Here is a 14891-nt window from a genome sequence, read left to right on the forward strand (position 1 = left end):
GACCATGAACCGAACATTACGCATCGTCTACGTCACCAGCTTCTGCGGCCTGCTACTGGGTTTGGGCGCGGTCTCGCTGCGCAGCTTTATCGGCTTTGACACGCCAGCGCAAACCACTGTGCTTAATGGCCATTGGAGCAAAGCCGTCGAAACCCATTACGACGACGAGTTCCCGATCAAGCGCCTGGGCACCAATCTGTGGGCCGCGCTGGATTTCACCCTGTTCAACGAAGGCCGTCCCGGCGTGGTGCTGGGCCGCGATCAATGGTTGTTCAGCGACGAAGAGTTCAAACCGTGGCCCAACGCGCAGCAGAACGTGGCTGACAACTACGCGCTGGTCGAAGGGGTGCGCAACACCCTCAAAGAACAGGGCGTGAAACTGGTGATGGCGGTGGTGCCGTCCAAAGTGCGCTTGTACCCCGAGCACATGGGTGAGCAGCGCCCTGCCCGCATTCATGCCGACCTATACCGCGACTTCCACGCGCAACTGGCTGCCAGCCAGATCATCGCCCCCGACTTGCTTGGCCCCCTGCAACAGGCCAAACAGGGCGGCGCGCAGGTGTTTTTGCGCACCGACACGCACTGGACGCCAGACGGCGCGCAAGTCGCGGCCCAGCAACTGGCCGCGGCGATTGGCAGCCAGTTCCCGCTCAGTGGCGAACCGCAGCCATTTGTCACCGAAGCTCAAACAACCGAACAGCACAACGGCGACCTGGAGCGCTTCCTGCCGCTTGACCCGTTGTTCAGCCACCTGCTGCCACCGCCCGAGCCGCTGGAAAAACGCACCACCCGCGCCGCCGATACGGCCGCCGACAGTCAAGACGCGCTTTTCGCCGACAGCGAAGTGCCCGTCACGCTGGTGGGCACCAGTTACAGCGCCAACCCGAACTGGAACTTCGTCGGCGCGCTGAAACAAGCGCTGCGTAGCGACGTGATCAACGATTCCAAGGATGGCCACGGGCCGATCCTGCCGATGCTCGCTTACCTGAAAAGCGATGCCTTCAAGAACACCCCGCCCCAAGTGCTGATCTGGGAGTTTCCCGAGCGTTACCTGCCCGTGGACAACGAGATCGGTGACGCCGACCCCTCGTGGGTCGCCACCTTGAAAGAAGCGGGCGCACGCCAACCGCAACTTGCACAAAACACTGCGAAATCCGAGACGCCCAACCGGGCGCAACACTGAAAGAGAGGTTCGACTAATGACTATTAAAACCCTGCCGTTCACACCTGCTCCACGTCGTCTCGCCAAATCCTTTGCGCTGATCGCCGGTATGAGCCTGCTGTCACTGCAAGCGTGGGCCGGTGGCGATGCCGCCCTGTACGGCCCCAGCGCACCAAAAGGCTCAAGCTTTGTGCGCATGTTCAACGCCAGCAATCAGCAAGTCAGCGCCACCGTGGGCAATACCGCCCTCAACGACATCGCGGCGCAAGGCAGCAGCGATTTCAGCTTCCTGCCACAGGGCGATTACAGCGCCAAAGTCGGCAGCCACAGCCTGCCCGTCAAACTGAGCGCCGATCACTACTACACGCTGGTCAACACCAGCAGCGGTCAGCCGCAATTGATCGAAGAACCGCCGTTCAAGAACAAGCAGAAATCATTGGTAAGGGTGCAGAACCTGACCGACAAGGCGCTGACCTTGAAGACCGCCGACGGCAAGACCGACGTGGTCAAGCCCGTGGCCGCTCGAGGCCGTGGCGAGCGCGAAATCAACCCGGTGAAAGTCAGCTTCGCGCTGTTCGAGGGCGACAAAAAAGTCAGCGACCTCAAGCCGGTAGCCCTGGAGCGCGGTGAGGCGGCGGTGCTGTACGTCACCGGCAGCGGCAGCAACGTGTCACCGACCTGGGTCAAGCGCCCGGTTTCGACCCGCTAACCCTTTTTTGCTCTGTAGCCGCCAAGTGCTTTCAAGATCAAGAGATCGCAGCCTTGGGCGGCGCCTACAGGGAAGCCAGCAACCCATTTCAGTTTTTGGAGAGACATCATGATTCCGGTAATTCTTTCAGGTGGTAGCGGTTCGCGTCTGTGGCCTTTGTCGCGCAAGCAGTTCCCCAAGCAGTTTCTGGCCCTGACCGGCGATCAAACGCTGTTCCAGCAAACCCTGGAGCGTTTGGTGTTTGACGGCATGGACGCACCGATTGTGGTGTGCAACAAAGAGCACCGTTTTATCGTCAACGAGCAGTTGGCCAACCGCAACCTCGACACCCAGCGCATCCTGATGGAGCCGTTCGGCCGCAACACCGCACCCGCCGTGGCACTGACCGCGATGATGTTGATCAATGAAGGCCGCGACGAGCTGATGCTGGTGCTGCCGGCCGACCACGTGCTGGAAGACCAAAAAGCCCTGCAACGCGCACTGGCACTGGCCACCGTGGCAGCTGAACGCGGCGAAATGGTGTTGTTCGGCGTGCCTGCGCTCAAGCCTGAAACCGGCTATGGCTATATCAAGTCCACTGCCGATGCCTTGCTGCCCGAAGGCGTGAGCCGCGTGGCTTCGTTTGTCGAAAAACCCGATGCCAAGCGGGCCGCCGAATTCGTGAAAAGCGGCGGTTATTTCTGGAACAGCGGCATGTTCATGTTCCGCGCCAGTCGCTTCCTCGAAGAGCTGAAAAAGCACGACCCGGACATCTACGACACCTGCCTGCTGACCCTTGAACGCAGCCAGCAAGACGCCGACACCGTGGACATAGACGACGCCACCTTCGCCTGCTGCCCGGACAACTCCATCGACTATGCCGTGATGGAAAAAACCCAGCGTGCCTGTGTGGTGCCGTTGACGGCGGGCTGGAGCGACGTGGGTTGCTGGTCGTCGTTGTGGGACGTGAACGAAAAGGACGCCAACGGCAACGTCAGCAAAGGTGACGTGGTGATTCAGGACAGCACCAACTGCATGATCCACGGCAACGGCAAACTGGTGTCAGTGATTGGCCTGGACAACATCGTGGTGGTGGAAACCAAAGACGCGATGATGATTGCCCACAAGGACAAGGTTCAGGGCGTCAAACAGATGGTCAACACCTTGAACGCGCAGGGCCGCAGCGAAACCCAGAACCACTGCGAGGTGTATCGCCCGTGGGGCTCGTACGACTCGGTGGACATGGGCGGACGCTTTCAGGTCAAACACATTTCGGTCAAGCCGGGGGCTTGCCTGTCGCTGCAAATGCACCACCACCGCGCCGAGCACTGGATTGTGGTCTCGGGCACGGCGGAAGTGACGTGTGACGACAATGTGTTTTTGCTGACCGAGAACCAATCGACTTACATCCCGATTGCCTCGGTACACCGCCTGCGCAACCCTGGCAAAATCCCGCTGGAAATCATTGAAGTACAGTCCGGTAGCTACTTGGGCGAGGACGACATCGAACGCTTTGAGGATGTGTACGGTCGCTCGACGCCGATTGAGCGCGGCATTTCAATCAAGACCATTGCCCAGTAAACAGGTGATCGGGTGTGGCTGACTTTTTACCCGCCCCCCAACCCTCCCCCAAAGGGAGAGGGTTGGGGTCGCATCTGGCGCAACACCGATTCGCCATTCCCACCTAAGCTTCAGTAGGATGTCCCTCCACTCTTTGCGAGGCGAGCGTCATGCTTATCGGCGTTCTACTGATCATCACCTGGCTGGTTCTTCTGTTGCGCTACCCGTCCAAGGCGTTGCCGGTTTCAATGGCCGCACTGGTGGGACTGGGCCTCGTGGCCGCGTCGGTCGCCTGGCTCGATCACCGTGAAGCCCAGCAACTGGCCCGCCTTGAGCTGCGTATGGTCTACGCGCCCGACCAATGCCCTGCCGATCGCCCCCTGCGCCTGACCCTGCGCAATGGCAACGAAGTGCCGCTGCTCGCACTCGGCTGGCGGGTGGCCGCTTATGCGCCGGGGGACACGGTCAACCTCGCTGACAATTTGTACACCGCCCCGCGTTACCGTGGACCGGGTGAACTGCAAGCAGGCGGCGTGTGGCAAGACTGCCTGCCAGTGCCGCCCCTGCGCGCCGGTTACCGCCCGCAAACCCTCGAATTTCGTGCTGAGCGCCTGCAAGGCAGCTTTTCCAACTGATTGTTTTTTTGCTTTGATCAAGGATGTTTTGATGCCTCTCGTGTTGATTACTGGCTGCTCCAGCGGCATTGGCCGCGCCCTGGCCGATGCCTTCAAACAGGCCGGTTACGAGGTATGGGCCACGGCCCGTAAAACGGCCGATGTGGCACAGCTCAGGGCCGACGGCTTTGTCGCGGTGCAAGTGGACGTGAACGACAGCCTTGAGATCGACCGTTTAAGTGCCCGGCTCAAGCAGCATGGCAAAGGCCTGGATGTGTTGATCAACAATGCCGGCTATGGCGCGATGGGGCCCGTGCTCGATGGAGGCGTGGCGGACATGCACCTGCAGTTTCAAACCAATGTATTTTCCGTGGTCGGCCTGACACAGGCGTTGTTTGAACCGCTGCGCAGCAACCGTGGATTGGTGGTCAATATCGGCAGCGTTTCCGGTGTGCTGGTGACGCCGTTTGCCGGGGCCTACTGCGCGTCCAAAGCCGCCGTGCATGCCTTGACCGAGGCAATGCGCATGGAGCTGGCTCCCTTTGGTGTGCGGGTGATGGAAGTGCAGCCAGGCGCCATTGACACCTGTTTCGCGAAAAACGCCAGCGCTCAGGCCGAAGTGCACATTGGCGAAGACTCGCCCTGGTGGCCCATGCGCGAGGGGATTCGCGCACGCGCCAAGGCCTCGCAAGACAACCCCACGCCGGTCAGTGAGTTTGCCAACGCAGTGTTCAAGGCCACCCAAAAAGCCCGCCCGCCTGCACTGTTGCGCTACGGCAATGGCAGCCGCGCCATGCCGCTGCTGGCGGCGCTGTTGCCGCGCAGGTTGCTGCAAATAATCTTGATGAAACGCTTTGGTCTGAACACCTGCGCATAACGCCCCTACGTTCATCAGGCATGGCGTTTCATGAAGTCGATAAACACCCGCACTTTGAGCGGCAGGTGACGGGTGTCGGGGTACAGCGCGTAAACCCCTTGGCGGGTGAAGTGCCAGTGGGGCAGCAAACGCAGCAGTCGCCCTGCGCGCAGGTCGTCTTCAATCAGCCAGTCAGGCAGGATCGCCACGCCCTGCCCGGTCAGTGCAAAAGCACGCAGCACCGACGAGTTATCGGCCTTGATCCGTGCCCTGCCCGGATTGGGCTGATAAGGCCGCACGCTGGCCGTGCCGACCTCGGTCATACTCAACTCCCCGACGCGCCCATGTTCAAGCCACGGCGTTTGCTCAAGGGCATGCACGCTGTCGATGGGCGGCTGGCCCTGCACAAAGCCCGGCGAGGCCACGGGCACAATCTCGAATGTACTCAACTGCACGGCGCGATGGCTGGAGTCCAGAATGCGGCCCAAACGCAGGGCCACGTCAAACCGCTCGGAGATCAAGTCGGCGTGGGTCGATGAGGTCGAGAGGTGCACATTGAGGTCCGGGTGCAGGGTACGAAACACTTCCAGCGCTGGCACCACTTTGGCCAGCGCATATTCCACAGTGGTGGTAATGCGCAGCGTGCCCTTGAGTTCGGTGTGCTCGCTGCGCGCCTCGTCAATGGCGAGTTGCGCCGCTTCAAGCATGCTCAGGCAGCGCTGATAAAACCGCTCGCCCGCCTCTGTCAGGGCCAGCCTGCGGGTGTTGCGCGTGAGCAAAGTAACGCCCAGCTCAGCTTCCAGGCGCTTGATATTGAAGCTCACCACCGCCCGGGTTTGCCCTAACAAATCGGCGGCCGCAGTGAGGGACCCAGCCTCGACCACGGCTTTGAAAGTGTCGAATCGGTCAAGACTGACCATGCTGAATACCGCCCATTGTCAAAATAATTTTGACAATCTAGCAGCGTCGGCGCCGTTCCTCCATGCGCAAAACCCGCCTACTGTGTGGCTTCGCATCAAGGAGCCGGTCATGGCCTATCGCAACAAAATCGCAGGGGTGTACCTGTTGGGCTATGCGCTGGATCTGGTGAACATGTTTGCCGTTTCGATTGCATACCCGCAGATCGGCCTGGAACTGCACGCCTCTGTCACACAACTGGCCTGGATCGGCAATGCCTACATGCTGGGTCTGATCGTGGTTATTGTGCCCAGCGTGTGGCTGGCGGCGGCAGTGGGTGAAAAACGCCTGTTGCTGATTTCACTGCTGCTGTTCACGGCGGCCTCATGGGGGGTGGCACAGGCCGCGTCGATTGAAACGCTGATTGGCTGGCGCTTGCTGCAAGGGCTGGGGGGCGGGTTGTTGATCCCGGTGGGGCAAGCAATGGTGTATCGCGAGTTTCGCCCCCATGAACGCGCTCGCCTGACCTCGGTCATTTTGCTGGTGGCGCTGCTGGTGCCCGCCCTTTCGCCTGCGCTGGGCGGCTGGGTGGTTGAGGCGCGGTCATGGCGCTGGGTGTTTTACACCAATGTGCCGCTGGCCCTGCTTGCGTTGTTGCTGGCGCAGTGCTGGATCAGGGCGAAGGAGCAATCAACGCGCCCCACCCCCGTCAAATTCAGACAAATGGCTCAGCTGCTCAAAAGCCCGTTGCTGCGCATTGCGATGCTGACGTACCTGTTTATTCCGGGGGTTTTTATCGGCACCCAGCTGGTGAGTATTTTGTATTTGCATCAGTTGGGTTACACCCCTGCACAAACGGGTGCGCTGATGTTGCCGTGGGCATTGGCGTCGGCCCTGGGCATTGGCCTGAGTCGCTATCAATTCAACCGGGTGGGGCCCAAGCCATTATTGCTGCTGGGCATGAGCGCTCAGGCGCTGGGCATCGCGCTGTTAATGCAGCTGGAGGCGGGGCACACGCTGCTGCCGATGGCGCTGTATGCCTTGATGGGGTTCGGTGGCAGCCTGAGCAGCAGTACCGCGCAAAGCACCGCCTTTATTGATGTACCTGCCAAGCACATGACCCACGCCAGTGCCGTGTGGAACCTCAATCGGCAGTTGAGTTTTCTGCTCGGACCGGCGTTGATGATGGCGCTGTTCGCGGCCTTGACCGCGATCACCTCGACGCCCCACGCCTTTGCCCTATGCTTTGCCATCGGATGCGCGTTGACGCTGGTGCCGCTCATGCCTGCGTTACGCCTCGATACTCCACGCGTGCTGGCCTTGCTGGCACCCTGACCCAAGAGAAAGTGATGACTGATTATTCGCGCTACTTCGACCTTGTAAAAGAAACCCATGTCGAGATTGAAGGCTGGTTCAGCGGGCTGGAACCGGGGGTATTGCCGACGTTGCTGGCCCGTTTTTCAGCGCAATTTACGATGATCACGCCCCACGGCAAGGTCCTGGATATCGACGGTGTAGAACGCCTGTTCGAACCACTGCGCGGTGCCCGGCCGGGTCTGGCCATTACGCTCAGCGAGTTCAACGGCATTGCCCTGCACGCGGGCGGCGCGGTGGTCAGTTACCGCGAGGTGCAAGAAGAACACAACGGCAACCGTACTGATCGGCGTGCCACCGTGGCGTTTGAACAGGACGCGGCAGGCAACGTCCTGTGGCGCCATTTGCATGAAACCTTCTGCGCGGTTTGATCCTGCACCACAGTTGTCGCTGAGATGCAGCGCGAGGCGGCGATCTTCCACTCGTGATCGCCGCCTCGCTCCTCGACAGCGACTACAAAGAATGTCCCGGATGCGCGTCAACCTCATCCTGCTGCACGATCACGGTGCAGGTGGTGCCCGCCGCCAGCAAAAAGCCGTCCGGAATTTCGTCGATGTGGATACGCACCGGGACCCGCTGCGCCAGACGCACCCAGTTGAATGTCGGGTTGACGTCAGCCACCAGTTCGCGGCTCTCAGGGTTATCACGGTCATAAATGCCCCGCGAGATGCTTTCGACGTGACCTTTCAATACTTCGCCACTCATCATTTGCAGGTCAGCTTTGTCGCCCACACGGATATGCGGCAGCTTGGTCTCTTCGAAGAAGCCATACACCCAGAACGAGTCTTTATCGACCACCGCCATTTTCGGGTCACCGATGCGCGCGTAGTCACCGCGGTGCACATTGAGGTTGGTGACGTAGCCATCGACCGTCGCCAGCACACGCGTGCGCTTGAGGTTGAGCTGCGCGCCATCCAGTTGCGCCAGTGCGTGCTGGTAATCGGCCAATGCGGAGTCCGCGATGTTGCTCGCGTCGTCACGGTTTTCTTTGGAGATGACCAGGTTGTCCAAGTCCGCCCGGCGATGGGCATTGAGCTTGCGCATCTCCCACGTGGCCTTGCGTGAGGCCACCAGCGACTGAGCCTGTTTGACCGCAATTTCGTAGTGCTCGGGGTCGATTTCCAGCAGCACGTCGCCCTTTTTCACCAGTTGGTTGTCTTTGACCGGCACGTTGACCACGTAGCCGTTGACGTCGGCCGCCACGTTAATGATGTCGGCACGCACGCGGCCGTCGCGGGTCCAGGGGGTGTTCATGTAATGCACCCACAGGGTTCGGCCGATCCATATCGCAAGGGCCAAAACCAGCAAGGTGGCAAGCAGGCTGAAGAACTTTTTCATCGGATCGGTCTCAACGGTAAACAGTGAGCGCCATGGCGCCAAAAAGACAAGCAAACAGGCTCAGGCGCAGCAGCGCCGGATGCCAGAAGAAGCGGTACAGGTCGTAGCCGGAAAACAGTCGGTCAAAGCCCCACGCCAACCCCGCCGCGATAAAAAACATCAGGGTCATGGTGGGCATATAGACGCCGTGGAAGGCGATTTCACGAGGCATGGTTCAGTCCTTGCGGCTGCGCGTAGGCCGCCAGTGGCGATTGCGGGTCAAGCAGTGAGGTACGAATGAAGTGCAGGTAGCTTTGCACCCGCACCAGCGCCGAGGTGTCGAAGTTGCGGGCAAAGGGTTCGTCGGTGGCCTGCACGCGGCTGATGGCGTGGTCAACGGCGATCAGGGCGCGTTCAAGGTTGCTTTCGCCGGGGCTGATAAACAGTCGCACCAGGGCGCGGCCCATGACGCGGATCGCCTGCCGCCAAGGCTGAGATTCGGCATAGGCTGGGTGAATCGGCAGAATCGCCTGCTCTTTGCGCAGCTCAATAATCGCGTGGCCCACTTCCAGCACGACAAACATCCAGCGCAGCAGCTCGCGTTGCACCTTGGGCTGGCCAGCGGCCAAGCCATACGCCTGGTTCATCAGGTCGCGGGTGCGGCTTTCAAGGCTGGAACTCAAACCTTTGAGCTTGCCGCTGATGGCGTACACCACTTGCTCACGCAGGTCTTGCTCCAGGCGGCTCCACAACCAGCGGCTGTTGGGCGGCAGGATGATTGCGCCCGCGGCGGCGCACACCAGCATGCCAATCACCATGGCGATGTAGTCATTGATGAACTGGTACGGGTTGTAAATAGTCAGGTTGTCCGGCACCGAACCGGTGCTGAAAAAGATCAACAACCCCAGCCCCACGCCCGCGTAGTTGGCCCGCGAGGTCAAGAAAGAGCCGAGCATGATCACCGGCGTCAGCACCAGGCACAGCAACGGGAAGCCGTCGATGTGCGGCAACACGAAGAACATCTCGAAAAAACCCACCAGCGCACCGATGAACGTGCCGCAGGCCATTTGAAAGGCCATGCGTTTAGGGTTTGGCGTGGCGGCAGACAGGCCCACCGTCGCCGCCGCGATCAAGGTCATGGTGGCGCCGCTCGGCCAGGCGGTCATGACCCAGTACGTGCCCAGCACCACCAAAATGAACGAAGCGCGAATACCCGACGCCGCCGCCGACCACCAGTTGGTTTGCGATATAAACGGCTGGTCCCAGCGCTCCCGTTCGTGAGTGTGGTCGGCCAGCGAGGCATGGGTCAGCGCGTAGCTGTGCATGTCGTCGACAAACCGGTACAGCAGTTCATAAGCGGTGTTGAAGTCCAGAAAGTCCGAAGGGCTTGGCTCGGTGTGCAGAAATTCAACGCGCAAACTGCGCACATGCTCTGGAAGGCCCGCTTTGAACGCGGCCAATTGCTCGGCCAGTAAGGTGGCGTCTTTGTCGGTGAGCGAGCGAGCGTTGTAGGTGTCGAGCAGTTGCGCCAGCAGTTCCAGCTCTGGTTCGATGGCAGACACCACTTGCACCACGCCCCGGCTGCGCAACCGCGCGAGCAACTGGTGCAAGGCGTTGAAGCGTGTGGTGATGGCCATGAACTCGCTGTTGAGGCGGCTCAGGCGACCGCTGCGCCGACGCATGTGCGGGTCTTCAAACACGGTCACGCTGCGCATGCCTTCAAGGCCCACGCTTTCACCGATGAAGCGCACGTTGCTGGCTTCGTAGTCTTCCTGGGACGACTGGCCGCGCAAGCCCTGGGCCACAAAACCGGCGAACACCCCGAAGCGCTGGTACAAGGCGTTGTGCATGGCTGCGCCTGCGGTTTTGGGCAGGATCGCGGCACTGATCACCGTCGAACAAAGAATGCCGAGGGAGATTTCCAGCACCCGCCACACCGCCGCCATGAATGCGCCATCGGGATGCGCCAGCGCAGGCAAGCCCACCATCGCGGCGGTGTACCCGGCCAACACAAACCCATAGGCACGAAAGTTACGGCAGCGCGCTGCACCGGCCGAACAGAGACCGACCCAGATCGCCATTGCACCAAGAAACAGCACGGTGTTTTGCGCGAACAAGGCGATCAGCGCCACCATCACCGCCGAGCCGGTCAGGGTGCCTAAAAAACGGTAGAAGCTTTTGGCGAACACCTGGCCGCTTTGCGGCTGCATCACGATGAACACGGTGATCATCGCGGTACGCGGTTGCGGCAATTCCAGGCGCATGGCCAGCCACAGGGTCAAGAACGCTGCGACCAGCACTTTGAAGATATGCACCCAGGTCACGCCATCGCTGCGTGCCCAGTCAAAAAAGCCCCGGCGCCATTCCAGCGAATACAGCCAGCGTACCGGGGCGGGCAAATGGTTCATCTACAGGCTCTCAAAATTAGCCATCAGGGGTGATGGGCTGTTGCAGGCGGGGATCGAAGCATAAAAAGATCGCAGCCAGCGCCAGCGCCTACGGGGGTTATTCATCCGATCGTCAAGGGTTGAAAATCGCCATCACGGCAGGCGGTTTGTCCGGCACGTAACGGTCGTCTTTGGGCACATCGTTGCCCGCCCCCAGACCGCCACCCAACGCCGTCACCAGTTCAGCGTGAGCACTCAAGCGGGCGGCCTGAACCTGCTGCTCGATTTGCTGCTGCTTGAACAACAGGGTTTGGGCGTTGAGCACGTTGAGGTAATCGGTCAGGCCGCGCTGAAAGGCGACCATGGCGATGTCGTAGGTTTTTTGCGCCGCTTGCACCGACTCGACGGCGAAGGCCTGCTGTTTTTCCATCGACTCACGCTTGATCAATTGATCGGAAATGCCCTTGAGCGCGCTGACCAGGGTTTGGTTGTACTTGGCCACGGCCATGTCATAACCGCCTGAAGCCACGCCCAGTTCAGAGCGCAGTCGACCGCCATCGAAGATCGGCAACGAGATCGCCGGGCCGACGTTGTAGTTAAGCTTTTTACCGCTCAGGAATGACAGTGCGCCGCCACCCGTGGCCATAAAGCCGATGCTGCCCACCAAGTCGACGTTGGGGTAAAAACCGGCGTGGGCGACGTCAATCCCGCGCGCTTGTGCGGCCACCTGCCAGCGGCTGGCGACCACGTCAGGGCGCTGACCCAGCAGCTCGGCAGGCAAGACCGAGGGCAATTTGAGGGCGGTGCCCAGCGCCAGCGTTGGACGCTTCAAGCGCGCACCTTCACCCGGTCCTTTACCCGCCAGTGCTGACAATTGGTTACGGGTCAGGGCGATTTCTTCTTCCTGAGCGTCGATCTGACGATGAATCTCGGGCAACGGCGCCTGCGCCTGGCTGACTTCAAAGTGCGTACCGATGCCGCCGTCCAGACGTTTTTGCGCCAGGTCGAGGATCTGTTCCTGCTGGTGCAGGGTCGACTCAGTGATATCAAGCTGGGCGTAATGCAGCGACAACTGGATATAGGCGCGCACCACGTTGTTCTGCAATTCGAGCTGGGCCTGACGCGCTTCGGCGACGCTCATGTGGGCCATGTCCACGGCCTGTTCGGTGGCATTGCTTTCACGGCCCCACAGGTCGAGGGCAAAGCTCAAGCCCAGTGCGGCGTTGTTATCCCAGGTCGTGGAGTTGTCGAGTGCGCCCGGCCCATAAAACTGATCGGACGGCCAGTTATGGCGTTTGAGCGTGGCGTCAGCATTGATCTGCAACGACTCGGCAGACTCGGCCACGCCCGCCATCGCCTTGGCCTGACGCACCCTGGCAGCGGCCATGGCCATGCTCGGGCTGCCCTGCACCGCGAGGCTGATCCAGGCATCCAGCTGGGGGTCGCCATAGGCGTGCCACCATTGGGCTTTGGGCCAGTTTGCGTCTTTCGCGGCGCTTGCAATCGCCTCGTCAGTGGCCAACGTATTGGCGGTCAACATCTGGCTTTTGGGGCCGATGCCACCAAAACCGATACAGCCGTTTAATGCTAACGATAAAGCCAGAACACTGAGGGCTTTAAGCTCTCTGCTGATGCGACGCGGCACTGCTGCAAATTCCTGCATGAGGGGAAGGAGGCTTGAGTCGGATAAGTCTATGGGTTGGCAGGCGCAACGATAAGCTGGCATAACTGTGAATCTTTATTACCGTTATCAGGATAATCCGTTGGTCGAATGCATAACCCTCGGTAAACACTGAAACTTCATGTCACAATTTGTTGCTGCCTACTTTGTTGCTGTCCCTTTTATTGCCCTCTGAGAGCACCCCATGGACACCTTGCAAAACATGCGCGCGTTCAGTTGCGTGGCCGAAGCCGGAAGTTTTACGGCCGCCGCCGCCATGCTGGATACCACCACCGCCAACGTATCGCGCGCGGTCTCAAACCTTGAGGCCCACCTGCAAACTCGACTATTGAACCGCACCACCCGGCGCATCGCTTTGACTGAGGCCGGTAAACGTTATTTGCTGCGTTGCGAGCAGATACTGGCCTATGTAGAAGAAGCCGAAGCCGAGGCCAGCGACGCTCATTCGCGTCCTGCCGGGCAACTGAAAGTGCACACCATGACCGGCATCGGTCAGCACTTTGTGATCGACGCCATTGCGCGCTATCGCAAGACCCACCCGGACGTGACGTTCGACCTGACCCTGGCCAACCGCGTGCCGGACTTGCTCAACGAAGGCTATGACGTGTCGATCGTGCTGGCCAGCGAACTGCCGGACTCGGGTTTTGTGTCCCAGCGTCTGGGCATTACCTACAGCATCGTGTGCGCCTCGCCGGGTTACGTAAAAGCCAACGGCACCGCCACCAAGCCCAGCGACCTGCTCAACCACGCCTGCCTGCGGCTGGTCAGCCCGGTGATTCCGCTGGATAAATGGGTGTTCGACGGCCCTGAAGGTCAAGAAATGGTGTTGATCAACACCTCGCCGTTTTTGGTCAACTCGGCGGATGCCATGAAAACCGCGATCACCAGTGGCATGGGTGTGGGCGTGTTGCCGGTGTATGCGGCTATCGACGGTTTGCGCAACGGCACACTGGTGCGCATGCTGCCCAAATACCGCTCCCAAGAACTGAACCTGTACGCCATCTACCCGTCGCGCCAATACCTGGATGCGAAGATCAAGACGTGGGTGGAATACCTGCGTGGTTCGTTGCCAGAAATCTTGACCGCGCACCAGACGGAACTCGCGACGTATAGCTGAGTCGCAGCCCTCACCCCAACCCTCTCCCGAGGGAGAGGGAGCAGACAGGTGGTGTTTCAGACATTGGCGCCCCGCTTTTAGCCCCCTGTTCACTGAACACAAGACCGCTTTTAGCCCCCTCACCCTCTGGGAGAGGGGTTGAGGCGCTGCAATCTTCAGCCATGAATGTTAGCGTGCTTGCATTCCCGACAGCCGATGAGTCTTGTTCCGATGAGCCTTCCCAGCACCAAAAAAACTGTTCTCGCCTTTAGCCGTGTCTCCCCCGAGATGATCGAGCGCCTGCAACAGGACTTCAACGTCATCGCGCCCAACCCCAAACTCGGCGATATCAACCAGCAGTTCAACGACGCCCTGCCTCACGCCCATGGCTTGATCGGCGTCGGTCGCAAATTGGGGCGCCAGCAACTGGAAAACGCCAAACAGTTGGAGGTGGTGTCCAGCGTGTCGGTGGGTTACGACAACTACGACGTCGATTACTTCAACGAACGCGGGATCATGCTCACCAACACCCCCGATGTGCTCACCGAAAGCACCGCCGACCTGGCCTTCGCCCTGATCATGAGCAGCGCCCGCCGGGTGGCTGAACTCGACGCCTGGACCAAGGCCGGTCAATGGCAAGCCAGCGTTCCGCCCGCTCTTTTCGGGTGCGATGTGCACGGTAAAACCCTGGGTATCGTCGGCATGGGCAACATTGGCGCCGCGGTGGCACGCCGTGGCCATTTCGGTTTCAACATGCCCATCATCTACAGCGGCAACAGCCGCAAGACGGCGCTTGAGCACGAGTTGGCCGCGCAATACCGCAGCCTCGACCAACTGCTGGCCGAAGCTGATTTCGTGTGCCTGGTGGTGCCATTGAGCGACAAAACCAAACACCTGATCGGCCAGCGCGAATTGGCACTGATGAAGCCAAGCGCGATTCTGGTGAACATTTCCCGTGGCCCGGTGGTGGACGAACCCGCACTGATCCAGGCCCTGCAAAACGCTACGATTCGCGGTGCCGGGCTGGATGTGTACGAGAAAGAGCCACTGGCTCAATCGCCATTGTTCCAGCTCAAAAACGCCGTCACCCTGCCGCACATTGGTTCGGCCACCCATGAAACCCGCGAAGCGATGGCCAATCGTGCGCTGGCTAACCTGCGCAGCGCATTGCTCGGTGAGCGTCCGCAGGATCTGGTGAACCCGCAGGTGTGGACAGCCTGATGCGGTTCCGGCGTCTTGATAACAAGGCGCCGGGGTTG

General features: G+C 60.3%; 14 protein-coding genes. 9 read left to right on the plus strand and 5 right to left on the minus strand.

Annotated features, from left to right (window positions below; genetic code table 11):
• The first annotated feature begins 4 nt into the window (after positions 1–4).
• The 5 genes from GYN01_RS18610 (at position 5) to GYN01_RS18630 (ending at position 4901) form a co-directional block, all read left to right on the plus strand.
• Positions 5–1183, plus strand: a complete 1179-nt coding sequence (locus GYN01_RS18610; protein ID WP_203307589.1) for an alginate O-acetyltransferase — start codon at positions 5–7, stop codon at positions 1181–1183.
• Between the two features lie 31 nt (positions 1184–1214).
• Complete coding sequence (locus tag GYN01_RS18615; protein ID WP_048363682.1) at positions 1215–1871, plus strand: alginate O-acetyltransferase AlgF; 657 nt, start codon at positions 1215–1217, stop codon at positions 1869–1871.
• 108 nt (positions 1872–1979) lie between these two features.
• Positions 1980–3431: a mannose-1-phosphate guanylyltransferase/mannose-6-phosphate isomerase gene (locus tag GYN01_RS18620; RefSeq protein ID WP_048363225.1), complete on the plus strand. Its 1452-nt coding sequence runs from the start codon at positions 1980–1982 to the stop codon at positions 3429–3431.
• A 149-nt stretch (positions 3432–3580) separates the two neighbouring features.
• Complete coding sequence (locus GYN01_RS18625; RefSeq protein WP_048400140.1) at positions 3581–4045, plus strand: hypothetical protein; 465 nt, start codon at positions 3581–3583, stop codon at positions 4043–4045.
• Between the two features lie 31 nt (positions 4046–4076).
• Positions 4077–4901 (plus strand): SDR family oxidoreductase, encoded by an 825-nt coding sequence (locus tag GYN01_RS18630; protein ID WP_203307590.1) that lies wholly within the window; start codon positions 4077–4079, stop codon positions 4899–4901.
• A 14-nt stretch (positions 4902–4915) separates the two neighbouring features.
• On the opposite strand, the gene GYN01_RS18635 is transcribed toward GYN01_RS18630, so the two are convergent.
• Positions 4916–5800 (minus strand): LysR family transcriptional regulator, encoded by an 885-nt coding sequence (locus GYN01_RS18635; RefSeq protein WP_203307591.1) that lies wholly within the window; start codon positions 5798–5800, stop codon positions 4916–4918.
• A 109-nt stretch (positions 5801–5909) separates the two neighbouring features.
• Between GYN01_RS18635 and GYN01_RS18640 the strand changes: the two genes are divergently transcribed.
• A complete protein-coding gene (locus GYN01_RS18640) occupies positions 5910–7112 on the plus strand; it encodes an MFS transporter (RefSeq protein WP_203307592.1) in 1203 nt (400 codons plus the stop codon).
• 14 nt (positions 7113–7126) lie between these two features.
• Positions 7127–7522, plus strand: a complete 396-nt coding sequence (locus tag GYN01_RS18645) for a hypothetical protein (protein WP_048363220.1) — start codon at positions 7127–7129, stop codon at positions 7520–7522.
• A gap of 82 nt (positions 7523–7604) precedes the next feature.
• Here GYN01_RS18645 and GYN01_RS18650 read toward each other — a convergent pair whose 3' ends face one another.
• From GYN01_RS18650 to GYN01_RS18665, 4 genes are all read right to left on the minus strand, one after another.
• Entirely contained in the window at positions 7605–8489 is an 885-nt protein-coding gene (locus GYN01_RS18650) for an efflux RND transporter periplasmic adaptor subunit (RefSeq protein WP_048363219.1), read from the minus strand.
• A 10-nt stretch (positions 8490–8499) separates the two neighbouring features.
• A complete protein-coding gene (locus tag GYN01_RS18655; RefSeq protein WP_016781859.1) occupies positions 8500–8700 on the minus strand; it encodes a DUF1656 domain-containing protein in 201 nt (66 codons plus the stop codon).
• The gene (locus GYN01_RS18660; protein WP_048363218.1) at positions 8690–10876 is read right to left on the minus strand and encodes an FUSC family protein; all 2187 of its coding nucleotides are present in this window, start codon (positions 10874–10876) and stop codon (positions 8690–8692) included. The genes GYN01_RS18655 and GYN01_RS18660 overlap by 11 nt, the downstream gene beginning before the upstream one ends.
• Before the next feature lie 112 nt (positions 10877–10988).
• Positions 10989–12500 carry an efflux transporter outer membrane subunit gene (locus GYN01_RS18665; protein WP_048363217.1) on the minus strand — a complete coding sequence of 504 codons (1512 nt, stop codon included), beginning with the start codon at positions 12498–12500 and terminating at the stop codon, positions 10989–10991.
• A 220-nt stretch (positions 12501–12720) separates the two neighbouring features.
• On the opposite strand from GYN01_RS18665, the gene GYN01_RS18670 reads away from it, so the two are divergent.
• Complete coding sequence (locus tag GYN01_RS18670) at positions 12721–13653, plus strand: LysR family transcriptional regulator (protein ID WP_048363216.1); 933 nt, start codon at positions 12721–12723, stop codon at positions 13651–13653.
• Positions 13654–13863: 210 nt separating this feature from the next.
• On the plus strand, positions 13864–14853 hold the full coding sequence (locus GYN01_RS18675) for a 2-hydroxyacid dehydrogenase (RefSeq protein WP_203307593.1): 990 nt from the start codon (positions 13864–13866) through the stop codon (positions 14851–14853).
• Positions 14854–14891 lie beyond the last annotated feature (38 nt).

Origin of the sequence: Pseudomonas weihenstephanensis (assembly GCF_016812185.1) — a bacterium.
In the GTDB taxonomy this organism is placed as follows: Bacteria; Pseudomonadota; Gammaproteobacteria; order Pseudomonadales; family Pseudomonadaceae; genus Aquipseudomonas; species Aquipseudomonas weihenstephanensis.